Here is a 12,166-nt window from a genome sequence, read left to right as displayed (position 1 = left end):
TCGCCAGGGACGTCGTCAGCAGGGCTGGCGCCAGGCGTCCAGCTCGTACCGCTTGAGCATCGAGCTCAATCTCAGCCGTTTCGCCAGCGGGCAGAACTCCCGCGTACCGAGTTCGTACTCCACGTGGAAGACCGCCTTGCCGGCCTCGACGAAGGGGCTGAGAGAGGGGCACTCGTCGTACTCCGCGCACTGCTCGTTGACCGCGAAATCGAAGTCTTCGAGCAGTTGCGGGATCTGGTCCAGGTCGTTCTTGAGGCCGACGGCGAGGCCCCTCTCGTGCGCGAGGCGGGCGATGAGACGGTTGTAGCGCAGCTGGTCGGCGGCGCTGAGCGGGAACCCGGTGCGGTTGGCGTAGCCGTCCATGTTGTCGGGTTCCACCGCGTCGAAGCCCTTGTCGCGGCACATGTCGAGACGGGTGGCCATCAGCGGTTCGAGGACGTCGGTGCGGCGGATGTCGAGCCATCGCTCGCCGTCCCAGCCGTTGCCCTTCCCGAGCACGGCGGCGGGGAACTTCTTGGCGTCCGGCCGCCAGTCCTCCCAGGCGCCGGTGGACAGGTAGCAGATCACCTTGCGGCCGCGCCGGTGCAGGTCGTCGACGGTCGACGCCGGGTGGTCGAAGCCGTCGATGTCGTACACCGGCGCCTCCACGGACGGATCCAGTCGGCCGCTGAGCTGCCACTGCCACGGCTGACCCGGTGCGGGCTGCCAGCGGCCGGCGCGCGGTGGGCCCGGTTCGTCGTCGGACGTGCCGGTGCAGCCGGCCAGCAGGAGCACCAGGGCGGCGAGGAGGAGCGGTACGCGGCGGTTCACGGGCACTCCAGGGGGTACGGGAGGGTTCCCCAGGGATGTGCCCCGGTGCCGGGGACCGCGCACTTCACGCGGGTGGAGAGGCGTGCACTCGCCGGGGCCGCGTACACCAGGTGGCAGTAGTGGTCGGCGACCGGCAGGTCGAGTCGCCGGTAGGTGTCCCACGGGCCCTCGAACGTGACCAGCAGGTCGGCCAGTTCGGCGTACGCGGGGTGGGGCTGGGCCCCGTGGTTGAGGACGACGGTGGCCGCGCCGGCCGCGCGGGCGGCCACGCCGAGGCGCCGGTAGTGCTCGACGGCCTCCGGATCGGTGGGCACCTGGTCGAGGAACGCGCCGTCGGCGCCGTACCAGTCGCGGTGGCGGACCAGGTCGGTCAGGACGTCGGCGTGCGGGCGGCGGCCGTAGTCGGTGTCGGTGTAGCCGAGGACGCACACCCCCGCCGCGCGCAGCCGGTCGGCGACGCTCACGAACGCGGGGTCGGGTGCCGAGCCCGCGCCGCTCGCCGGGTTGAGCACCACCCCGTACAGCAGGGGTGCGGCGGCCACGATCGCGTCCCATTGGGCGGGGCGGGCGGCGGGGTGCTCGTAGTAGGGCACCAACAGGTCCACGTGCGCTTCCTCCGTGTGTCTACGTACGGTGGGCGGTCGCCCGCCCGAGCAGGACGCCGCCCAGCACGGCCAGCACGGCGGCGGCCGCCCCGGCCACCCCCGCGCCGACCAGTCTCGGGTCGCCGGTCCCGGTGGCCAGCGCCACCGTCTGCGCCCCGGCCGCCGCCCCGCACACCACCGCCGCGCTGAGCACCGCCCCGAACGACTGGAGCAGCAGCGCCGCCCACAGCACCGTCCCGATCAGGAGCAGCGCCGCGAGCCGCACCCCGCCGATGTCGGGGGCGCCCGGCCACAGCAGGGTGCCGGTCACCGCGAGGGCCAGCAGCACCGCCAGGTACACGGTGAGGCACAGCGCCAGCGTGGTGGCCGTGGCGCGGCGGAAGGCACGGGAACTGGTGGCGGCCCGCAGCCCGGCGAGGCTCTCGCTGCGGAACCGGTGGAGCAGCCACTCGGCGGGCCCCATGGACAGGGTGAGCGCCACGGCGGTCGGCCCGGCCACCGAGGCGCCGGCACCCTCGGCCACCACGTCGCCGATCGCCGCGTACAGGACGAGCCCGCCGGTGCCGAGCCCGAACAGGCCGTACGGCACGGACGCGGCGACCCGGGGCGCGGCCGTCCCGGGCCGGCCCCGCCCGCCCGCCGGTGCCGGCCCGGTCAGCAGCTCGCGTCCCGCGAGGCCGACCGCCAGGGCCAGGGAGGCGCCCAGCAGGGCCGCCCGCGCGGGGTCCGGCAGCCCGAGCCAGAAGGCCGCGGGGGTGCCGGCGATCAGCGGCGCCAGCGCGCCCAGCAGCGCCTTCTCCCGGTCGAGGACCAGCAGCACGGTCGCCGCGCCCAGGTACACCGCCTGGCCGGCCGCGAACACGGCGCCGCCCCACTCCCCCGACCCGGCCGCCGCGGTGAACGCCACCAGGGCGCCGATCAGGGCGCCGGCCGGGGCGCCGCGGAGCAGGGCGCGCGCGGCGGCCCGGCGGTCGCCGAGGCCGAGCCAGGAGTAGGCGCGGTGGGACAGCGCCTGGTTCCACACCCAGCCGGTGACGGCCCCGGCGAGCAGCGGGACGGTGCCGGCCGGAAGCCCGGGCGCGCCGGGCCGACCGGTCAGGAGCGGGGCGCCGAGCACGTAGGCGAGGCCGGGCAGGGCGAAGACCAGGCCGCGCAGGAGGCATCCGCCGAGGCCGGTGTGCCACGGGTCGGCGGGCGGGCCGTCGGGTTCGGGGTACCGCCGCTCCACGCGCGCGTAGAGGTCCTCGGCGAGGGCGAACGAATCCTCCCGGCCGTACGTGAGCCTTATGTGGTCGTCCGTCATGCCGTCGGATTCGAGGATGGCGGCTATCTCGTCGGGGTGGACGGCGGCCGCTATCACCTCCTCCAGGCGGGTGGCCAGTTCGTCGACGGGGTCGGCGGCGGCCCAGCTGGGCCGGGGGCGCGGTATCGCGGGCAGGGTGTCGAGTCCGGCCGACTCCGCCTTCAGCCACAGGGAGCCGCTCATCAGGCCGCCTCCTCGGTGACCAGGTCGCCGTCGGTCGCGAGGTGCTCGGCGGTGAGCAGGTCGTCGGTGGCGAGTTCGCGCCCGGGGGTCCCCCCGCCGAAGGCGGTGTGAGGGCCGGCGACCCGCAGTTGGAGGGTCCAGTCGCGGGTGTCGTCGGCCGGTGGTTGCGGCACGGGGTGCCCGGCCAGCTCCAGGTAGATGCGGCGGAAGCCGTCGACGGAGCGGCGCAGGGTGAACTGGTCGACCACCCGCTGCCGGGCCCGCCGGCCCAGAGCGGCGCGCCGCTCGTCGTCGCGCAGCAGGGTCAGCACGGCCTCGGCCATCACGGCGGGTTCGCGGGGCGGCACCACCAGGCCGGTGTCCCCCACGGCCTCCCGTACGCCGCCGACGTCGGTGGAGACGGTGGCCCGGCCGCAGGACATGGCCTCGATGAGGGAGAAGGGGAACCCCTCGCTGATCGAGGAGAGCATCACCAGGCTGCCCGCGGCGTAGGCGCCCGCCACGTCGGAGACCCGGCCCTCGTAGGCGATGCCGTCGGTGACGCCCAGGTCGGCGGCGAGCTTCTCCAGCTTCGTGCGGTAGTCCTCGTTGCCTGCGGGGACGGGGCCGAACAACCGCAGGCGCAGCTCGGGGAGTTCGGCGCGGGCGATGGCGTACGCCCGGACGAGGGTCTCCAGGTCCTTGATGGGGTCGACGCGGCCGCACCAGCTGAGGGTGGGCACGGCGGGTTCGGGTCCGGCGAGGGGGAAGGCGTGCGGGTCGACGCCGTTGTAGACGGTGCGGATGCGGTCGGCGGGGGCGCCGCCGCGCTCCTCCCAGCGCCGGTTGTACTGGTTGCAGGGGGTGATGAGGTCGGCCTTGCGGTAGCCGAGGCCGTTGAGCTCCCGGTAGAAGCCGAGCATGAGGGCCTTGACGGGCCAGCGCTGGGCGGCGCTGCGGTAGCCGAGGTAGCGCTCCCGCAGGTAGATGCCGTGTTCGGTGAGGAGGAACGGCACGCCGTCGAAGTGCTGGGCGGCGAGGGCGGGGAGGGTGGCCAGGCCGCTGGAGACGGCGTGGGCGACGCTGTCGCCGGGGACGCGGGCGGCGAGCGGGCGCAGGGCGTGTTCGAGGAGGTCGGTGGCGGTCAGGGCGTCGTGGACGGTGGGGCGGGCGGCTGCCGTCTCCAGGTGCGGCATGGTCCATATCCACATCAGGGAGCGGAGGACGGACTCGGAGCGCAGGGCCGCCGAGAGCCTGCCGCGCCGGGCGAGTCCGGCGAGGGCGTAGAGGCCCTCGCCGAAGTCGCAGCCGGCCGACGGGTCGAGTATCGACAGCAGGAAGCGTTCGTAGGTGTCGGTGAAGGCGCGCCGTTCGCGCCCGATGAGGGGCCGGCCGCGCCCCTGGGCCGGGCCCCACAGCGGGAAGGAGGTGTGCCGGTAGAGGTTGGGCGGCAGCTCCCAGGTGACCGGTTCGCGGCCGTTGCCGGTCAGTGCCAGGACGTGGAAGTCGACCTCGGGCATGCCCCGGACGAGCTGGTCGCACCAGGTGCTGACGCCGCCGTGGACGTGCGGGTAGGTGCCTTCGGTGAGCATGGTGACATGGCGGCCGCTGCTCGGCATCGGTGTGTCCCCCCGGATGTGGATGTGGTCGGGCGTCGGGCGTCAGGTGGTCGGCAGCGTGAGGGTGACCGCTGACTGGAGCGCCTCGGGCGCGGTCCAGGCCGAGCGGGCCCCGGCGTACGCGGTGCCGAACGCCGCCGTCCCGAGCAGCAGGTTCTTCCGGGTGCCCTCGGGCGCGGTGACGGGGGCGGTCACTCCGGCGGGCGCCTTGACGGTGACGGTGTTGCCGATGCGGTACGCGGTGACCCTGCCGTCCGTGAGGGCCTGGTCCCAGGCGGCGCGGCGGGCCAGTTCGGTACCGGCGTCGCGGTGGCGGGGGTTGACGAGCGGGGTGTTGTCGGCGAACAGGCCGCGGTAGTCGGCGAGGATCCGGTCCAGCACCGGGTACAGGATGCGGTCCTCGGCCAGGTTGGACTGGTGGACGTAGTGCGGGCGGGGGTCGTTGCCCAGGACGTGCCCGAGGGCGATCCTGGCCTCCTGCGGGACGATGTGGGAGGCGTAGCCGGTGGTCACGTCGAGCGGCTCGTCCAGGCAGCTGGAGGCGGGGTTGGTCTCGCAGACGCCGCTGCCGCCGTCCTCCTTCGACGCGTAGATCCAGTTGTACTCGTCGGCCATCTCGGCGGCGGTGCCCACGTTGTAGTACACGTTCATCGGGTGGCGCGGGACGGTCTTCGCGGCGCCGACGGGCCGCTGCCGGGGCTCGCGGGAGTTGTCGCTCGCGATCCACTTGACGCCGGTGTCGGCCAGCGCGCCGGCGAGGTTCGGGTTGTCGGCGGGCTGCTGCGGGAGGGTCTTGAGGCCGGAGTGCTCGCCGGTGACCAGTTCGGCGCGGTCGACGGCGATGCCCCGGTTCGCGGCCCAGGTGTGGTTGTCCCGGATCTGGGCGGCGATCTCGGCGCGGCTCAGGTAACGGGTGTTGCCGTACGCGTCCTTGGCGCAGGTCCACGGGACGGTGGAGGTGTCCTGGACGCAGCCGAGGAAGGGGTGCGTGTAGGTGTGGTTGATCCAGCGGTACTGGGCCCGGTCGGCCACCAGCCGGGCGGTGAGCGGGTCGCTGCCGCCGTTCTCGGTCTTCCACTCCTCCCCGGAGCCCGCGTTGTACACCATGTCGAGGGTGAAGCCCGCGGAGCGCTGCCACCGGGCGGCGTACTCGGCGTCGGCCTCGGTCATCCGGATCGGCGGGACGGACCCGCCGTCGCCGCCGCCGGCGCAGTCGATGTCGCCGGGGGTGCAGTTGCGTTCGGTGTCCCAGCGGGCGTCGGGGGCGAAGACGTCGTCGACGTGGACGGAGAGGTAGTTGCGGTTCTGCCCGAGGTGGACGCCGTCGGTCAGCCATTCCACGATGCCGCGGGCCAGGGCGCGGAACTGCCGCTGGTGCCGGTTGTAGGCGAAGGTGACGACCAGTTCGCGCCGGCCGTCGTGGGCGTACTGCCCGACGAGGCTGGCGCGCCCGCCGTCGGCGACGGGCATGTCGAGGTAGCTGGTGTAGCCCTCGCGCGGCCGCCCGGCGTACCCGTAACTCTCGGCGACGTCCGGGGCGTTGTCCTCGAAGGTGAGGGGCCCGTCGAGGTACCGGAACGGGCCCGTCCGCCCGGCGGCGGTGACATCGGTGCGGACGCCGTCGAGGACACCCGAACTCCCGCCCTCGCTGGTGTGGTCGAGGCCGACGCCCGGGTGGGCCCAGGTGTAGGCGTCGACCTGCGGGACGGCGTACTTCTGCTCGTACGCGGTGAGGGCGGCCCGTTCGGCCGCGGCCAGGCCCTGCGGCGCCTCGTCGGGCAGGACGACGCCCTGGTACTTGGCGCGGGGCCGCCCGTCGACCGTGTCGGCGAGGAACGCGGCGTCGATGACGGGGCGCGCCGGGTCGGTGAGGCGGACGGTGCGGTAAGGGGTGCCGGACCCCTTGAGTTCGGATGCGATCGCCTCGACCGCGCCGCCGCCGTCGTCCACGACGAGTACCGTCAGGTCGACGCGCGGGGCGAGTTCGGCCGCCGCCGCCGGGGCGGCGGGGACGACCGACGCCAGCAGGGCCGTGGCCAGCACGGTCGCGGCCGGCAGGGTGCCTGCCACTCTTCTGCCCCGGAGTCCGGATGTGCGCATGTGACTTCCCCCCTCGTGGGTCCTCCGCGGGCGTGCGGGCGCCGGGAGGATCTGTGGAGATGATGCAAACGGGTACGTTGCTCCCTTGCACGATTGCAGGGAGTGTGACGTACCTCTCAGCAGTTGACGCAGCAAACGTTGAGGAGACGCCACGGATGAGTGAATTGCCGCCGCCGTGAGCGAAACGGCACAGCACGCGTAGGCTCGTTCACGGCGCGCACCGGGCTCCACTTACGATGCGGCAGGACTCGGTCGTCCCACCCCTCGACCGCCTCAGAACTCAATGGAAGCGAGAATTCACCACCGTGACTGCTCTCACTCTCAGCACCGCCGGCGCGGCGACACTGCGCGCCGACGCTCTCGTCGTCGGCGTCGCCAAGAGCCGGAAGGGCGGCAAGGGGCTCGTTGTCGCACCGGGCGCCGAGGCCGTGGACAAGGCGTTCGGCGGAAAGCTCGCCACCGTCCTGGAGACCCTCGGCGCCTCGGGCTCCGAGGGTGAGGTGACCAAGGTGCCCGCGCCGTCCGGCCTGAAGGCCCCGCTCGTGCTCGCGGTGGGACTCGGCACGGCGCCCGAGAAGGACGAGGCGTACGACGCCGAGGCCCTGCGCCGCGCCGCCGGTGCGGCCGCCCGCGCGCTGACCGGCGTCAAGAAGGCCGGGTTCGCCCTGCCGGTCGGGGCGGTCGAGGACGCCGAGGCCGTCGCGGAGGGCGCGCTGCTGGGCGCGTACGCCTTCACCGCCTACCGGGAGCAGGGCAAGGACGCCAAGGGCCCGCTGGGCGAGGTGGCGCTGCTGGGCACCAAGCCGCGCGACAAGGCGTACAAGGCCGGCGCCGAGCGCGCCGTCGCGCTGGCCGAGGAGATCAACCGCGCCCGCGACCTGGTCAACACCCCGCCGAACGACCTCTACCCCGAGTCCTTCGCGGCCATCGCGACCGCGGCGGGCAAGGAGAACGGCATCAAGGTGCAGGTCCTCGACGAGAAGGCCCTCGTCAAGGGCGGGTACGGCGGCATCCTGGGCGTCGGTCAGGGGTCGGAGAACGCTCCGCGCCTGGTGCGGCTCGCGTACACGCACCCGAAGGCGCAGAAGACCCTCGCCCTGGTGGGCAAGGGCATCACCTACGACTCGGGCGGCATCTCCCTGAAGCCGGCCGGCCACAACGAGACGATGAAGTGCGACATGAGCGGCGCCGCCGCCGTCTTCGCCGCCGTCGTCACGGCCGCCCGCCTGGGTCTCGCGGTCAACGTCACCGGCTGGCTGGCGCTCGCCGAGAACATGCCGTCCGGCTCCGCCGTCCGCCCCGGTGACGTCCTGCGCATGTACAGCGGCAAGACCGTCGAGGTGCTGAACACCGACGCCGAGGGCCGCCTGGTCCTGGCCGACGCCCTGACCCGGGCGTCGGAGGAGAACCCCGACGCGATCGTCGACGTGGCGACGCTGACCGGCGCGATGGTGCTGGCGCTGGGCAACCGCACGTTCGGCATCATGGCGAACGACGACGCCTTCCGTACCGCGATCCACGAGATCGCGGAGGAGGTCGGCGAGGCGTCCTGGCCGATGCCGCTCCCGGCCGACCTGCGCAAGGGCATGGACTCGCCGACCGCCGACATCGCGAACATGGGCGAGCGGATGGGCGGCGGCCTGGTCGCCGGCCTGTTCCTCAAGGAGTTCGTGGGCGAGGGCATCACCTGGGCCCACCTGGACATCGCGGGCCCGGCCTTCAACGAGGGCGGCCCGTTCGGCTACACCCCGAAGGGCGGCACCGGCTCGGCCGTCCGCACCCTGGTGAGGCTGGCGGAGCGCACGGCCGCGGGCGACCTCGGCTGACACCGCCGGTGACCGCACGGTCACGCCGCGGCCCCGGGTGGACGGCACCCGGGGCCGCGGCGTCCCCGGGAAGCCCGTGGGTCACCCGGTTCGTGGGCGCCCGGTGTGCCTGCCCGGGTGGCCCGGCCGAGTGGGCCGGAGGCGCGCGCGGGTGGCGAGCCGGGGAACTCGCGCGCGATCGGCGTTCGGCGCACGCGGCGGGCGCCCCGGAGCCGAACCGGGCCCTGAATAGAACAGCCCCGCGTCCCGCCTCCCGGCAACAAGTGCGAAGATGGGTTCTCGGCAGGACAGGGCCCCCACCACAGGGCCGAAGAATCAGCGGCCGAACACCAGCCGCCGCCCGGTCGTGTACGACCGGCGACCGGCGCACATGCATGGAGGACGTGACGTGGCGAACGACGCCAGCACCGTTTTCGACCTAGTGATCCTCGGCGGTGGCAGTGGCGGGTACGCCGCGGCCCTGCGGGGTGCGCAGCTGGGCCTGGACGTCGCACTGATCGAGAAGAACAAGCTCGGCGGCACCTGCCTGCACAACGGCTGCATTCCCACCAAGGCGCTGCTCCACGCCGGTGAGATCGCGGACCAGGCCCGTGAGGCCGACCAGTTCGGTGTGCTGACCTCCTTCGAGGGCATCGACATCAAGGCCGTCCACAAGTACAAGGACGACGTGATCTCCGGCCTGTACAAGGGCCTCCAGGGTCTCGTCGCCTCCCGCAAGGTGACGTACATCGAGGGTGAGGGCCGGCTGTCCTCCCCCACCTCGGTCGACGTGAACGGCCAGCGGGTCGAGGGCCGCCACGTCCTCCTCGCCACCGGTTCCGTACCGAAGTCGCTCCCGGGCCTGGAGATCGACGGCAACCGCGTCATCTCCTCGGACCACGCGCTGACCCTGGACCGGGTGCCGGAGTCCGCGATCATCCTGGGCGGCGGCGTCATCGGCGTCGAGTTCGCCTCCGCGTGGAAGTCCTTCGGCACGGACGTCACGATCATCGAGGGCCTGAAGCACCTCGTACCGGTCGAGGACGAGAACAGCTCGAAGCTGCTGGAGCGCGCGTTCCGCAAGCGCGGCATCAAGTTCAACCTCGGCACGTTCTTCCAGAGCGCCGAGTACACCGACAACGGCGTCAAGGTCACCCTGGCGGACGGCAAGACCTTCGAGGCCGAGGTGCTGCTCGTCGCCATCGGCCGCGGCCCGGTCTCGGCCGGCCTCGGGTACGAGGAGCAGGGCGTCGCGATGGACCGCGGCTACGTCCTCGTCGACGAGTACATGCGCACCAACGTGCCGACGATCTCGGCCGTGGGCGACCTCGTCCCGACCCTCCAGCTCGCGCACGTCGGCTTCGCCGAGGGCATCCTGGTGGCGGAGCGTCTGGCCGGTCTGAAGACCGTTCCGATCGACTACGACGGCGTGCCCCGGGTGACGTACTGCCACCCCGAGGTCGCCTCCGTCGGTATCACCGAGGCCAAGGCCAAGGAGATCTACGGCGCGGACAAGGTCGTCGCCCTGAAGTACAACCTCGCGGGCAACGGCAAGAGCAAGATCCTCAAGACCGCGGGCGAGATCAAGCTCGTCCAGGTCAAGGACGGTGCCGTGGTCGGCGTCCACATGGTCGGTGACCGCATGGGCGAGCAGGTCGGCGAAGCGCAGCTGATCTACAACTGGGAGGCGCTGCCGGCCGAGGTCGCGCAGCTCATCCACGCCCACCCGACGCAGAACGAGGCGCTCGGCGAGGCCCACCTGGCCCTGGCCGGCAAGCCCCTCCACTCCCACGACTGACGCCTTCAGTCCGGGCGCGACGACCACTTTCCGCAATTCGTTAGGAGCAACCGAAACCATGTCGGTTTCCGTAACCCTGCCGGCGCTCGGCGAGAGCGTCACCGAGGGCACTGTCACCCGTTGGCTGAAGGCCGAGGGCGAGCGCGTCGAGGCCGACGAGCCGCTGCTGGAGGTGTCGACCGACAAGGTCGACACCGAGATCCCCGCCCCGGCGTCCGGTGTCCTGGCCTCCATCAAGGTCGCCGAGGACGAGACGGTGGAGGTCGGCGCCGAGCTGGCCGTCATCGACGACGGCACGGGCGCCCCGGCCGCCGAGGCCGCCCCCGCCGCCGAGGCCGCCCCGGCCCCGGCGCAGGAGGCCCCCGCTCAGGAGGCCCCGGCCCCGGCGCAGGAGGCCCCCGCTCAGGAGGCCCCGCAGGCCGCCCCGTCCACCGAGGCCGAGGCCCCCGCCCCCGCCCCGACCGCCGAGGCCGCCGCCGGTGGCGGTTCGGCCGAGGGCACCGACGTCGTCCTGCCCGCGCTGGGCGAGTCGGTCACCGAGGGCACCGTCACCCGCTGGCTGAAGGAGGTCGGCGAGGAGGTCACGGAGGACGAGCCGCTGCTCGAGGTCTCCACGGACAAGGTCGACACCGAGATCCCGGCGCCGGCTTCCGGCGTGCTGCTGGAGATCGTGGTGGCCGAGGACGAGACCGCCGAGGTCGGCGCCAAGCTGGCCGTCATCGGCGCCCCGGGTGCGGCTCCGAAGCAGGAGGCCCCGCAGCAGGCGGCCCCCGCCCCGGCCCAGGAGGCTCCGAAGCAGGAGGCCCCCGCCCCGGCTCCGGCCCAGCCCGCGCCCGCCCCGGCTCCGGCCCAGCCCGCCGCTCCGGCTCCGGCCCAGCCCGCCGCTCCGGCTCCGGCTCAGCCCGCCGCGCCCGCCCCGGCTCCGGCTCCGGCCCAGCCCGCGCCCGCCGCCCAGGCTCCGGCGCCCGCCCAGGCCCCGGCCGCTCCCGTCACGCCCGCTCCGGCCGCCGCACAGCCGGCGGAGGACGGCGCGTACGTGACGCCGCTGGTCCGCAAGCTGGCCTCCGAGAACGGCGTCGACCTGGCGTCGGTCAAGGGCACCGGCGTCGGTGGCCGTATCCGCAAGCAGGACGTCGTCGCCGCCGCCGAGGCCGCGAAGGCCGCCGCCACCCCGGCTCCCGCCGCGGCCGCCCCGGCCGCCCCCAAGGCCCCGGCGCTGGAGGCGTCCCCGCTGCGCGGCCAGACGGTCAAGATGACCCGGATGCGCAAGGTCATCGGCGACAACATGATGAAGGCGCTGCACTCGCAGGCCCAGCTGACCTCGGTCGTCGAGGTCGACATCACCAAGCTGATGAAGCTGCGCAACCGCGCGAAGGACGCGTTCGCCGCCCGCGAGGGCGTCAAGCTGTCCCCGATGCCGTTCTTCGTGAAGGCGGCGGCCCAGGCGCTGAAGGCCCACCCGGTCATCAACGCCCGGATCAACGAGGACGAGGGCACGATCACGTACTTCGACTCGGAGAACATCGGCATCGCCGTGGACGCCGAGAAGGGCCTGATGACCCCGGTCATCAAGGGCGCGGGCGACCTCAACATCGCCGGTATCGCCAAGAAGACGGCGGAGCTGGCGGGCAAGGCCCGTGGTGGCGGACTCACCCCGGACGACATGTCCGGCGCCACCTTCACGATCAGCAACACCGGTTCGCGCGGTGCGCTGTTCGACACGGTCATCGTGCCGCCGAACCAGGTCGCCATCCTGGGCATCGGTGCCACCGTCAAGCGCCCGGTGGTCATCAACCACCCGGACCTGGGCGAGACCATCGCGGTCCGCGACATGACGTACCTGTCGCTCTCCTACGACCACCGTCTGGTGGACGGCGCCGACGCGGCCCGCTACCTGACGGCCGTCAAGGCGATCCTCGAGGCGGGCGAGTTCGAGGTCGACCTCGGCCTGTAATCACGGTCCC

The 12,166-nt window shown here is 73.3% G+C and carries 8 protein-coding genes; 3 read left to right on the top strand and 5 right to left on the bottom strand.

Annotated features, from left to right (window positions below):
• Positions 1-15: 15 nt before the first annotated feature.
• The 5 genes from AC07DW_RS21645 to AC07DW_RS21625 are packed head-to-tail and all read right to left on the bottom strand — an operon-like array spanning position 16 to position 6,599.
• Positions 16-810, bottom strand: coding sequence for an endo alpha-1,4 polygalactosaminidase (locus AC07DW_RS21645; protein WP_478859305.1), 795 nt, complete (start codon positions 808-810; stop codon positions 16-18).
• Positions 807-1,415, bottom strand: coding sequence for a spherulation-specific family 4 protein (locus tag AC07DW_RS21640; protein ID WP_478859304.1), 609 nt, complete (start codon positions 1,413-1,415; stop codon positions 807-809). The genes AC07DW_RS21645 and AC07DW_RS21640 overlap by 4 nt, the downstream gene beginning before the upstream one ends.
• Before the next feature lie 19 nt (positions 1,416-1,434).
• Entirely contained in the window at positions 1,435-2,901 is a 1,467-nt protein-coding gene (locus AC07DW_RS21635) for a hypothetical protein (protein WP_478859303.1), read from the bottom strand.
• Positions 2,901-4,499, bottom strand: a complete 1,599-nt coding sequence (gene pelF / locus AC07DW_RS21630; RefSeq protein ID WP_478859302.1) for a GT4 family glycosyltransferase PelF — start codon at positions 4,497-4,499, stop codon at positions 2,901-2,903. The genes AC07DW_RS21635 and pelF overlap by 1 nt, the downstream gene beginning before the upstream one ends.
• Before the next feature lie 42 nt (positions 4,500-4,541).
• A complete protein-coding gene (locus tag AC07DW_RS21625) occupies positions 4,542-6,599 on the bottom strand; it encodes a hypothetical protein (RefSeq protein WP_478859301.1) in 2,058 nt (685 codons plus the stop codon).
• 305 nt (positions 6,600-6,904) lie between these two features.
• Here AC07DW_RS21625 and AC07DW_RS21620 point away from each other — a divergent pair, with 305 nt between their 5' ends.
• From AC07DW_RS21620 to sucB, 3 genes are all read left to right on the top strand, one after another.
• Positions 6,905-8,425, top strand: a complete 1,521-nt coding sequence (locus AC07DW_RS21620) for a leucyl aminopeptidase (RefSeq protein ID WP_478859300.1) — start codon at positions 6,905-6,907, stop codon at positions 8,423-8,425.
• Positions 8,426-8,813: 388 nt separating this feature from the next.
• Positions 8,814-10,202: a dihydrolipoyl dehydrogenase gene (lpdA, locus tag AC07DW_RS21615; RefSeq protein ID WP_478859299.1), complete on the top strand. Its 1,389-nt coding sequence runs from the start codon at positions 8,814-8,816 to the stop codon at positions 10,200-10,202.
• 58 nt (positions 10,203-10,260) lie between these two features.
• Positions 10,261-12,156, top strand: coding sequence for a 2-oxoglutarate dehydrogenase, E2 component, dihydrolipoamide succinyltransferase (gene sucB, locus AC07DW_RS21610; protein ID WP_478859298.1), 1,896 nt, complete (start codon positions 10,261-10,263; stop codon positions 12,154-12,156).
• Positions 12,157-12,166 lie beyond the last annotated feature (10 nt).

Source organism: Streptomyces sp. NPDC045701, from assembly GCF_056432045.1.
The sequence above is the reverse complement of the archived record's forward strand: the minus strand, read 5'-3'. Positions and strand labels throughout refer to the sequence as shown.

What these genes read in the sequence shown, in the direction of transcription:
- AC07DW_RS21635 (WP_478859303.1), bottom strand. Translation starts at nt 2,901, where the DNA reads ATGAGCGGCTCCCTGTGGCTGAAGGCGGAGTCGGCCGGACTCGACACC.
- pelF (WP_478859302.1), bottom strand. Translation starts at nt 4,499, where the DNA reads ATGCCGAGCAGCGGCCGCCATGTCACCATGCTCACCGAAGGCACCTAC.
- AC07DW_RS21625 (WP_478859301.1), bottom strand. Translation starts at nt 6,599, where the DNA reads ATGCGCACATCCGGACTCCGGGGCAGAAGAGTGGCAGGCACCCTGCCG.
- sucB (WP_478859298.1), top strand. Translation starts at nt 10,261, where the DNA reads ATGTCGGTTTCCGTAACCCTGCCGGCGCTCGGCGAGAGCGTCACCGAG.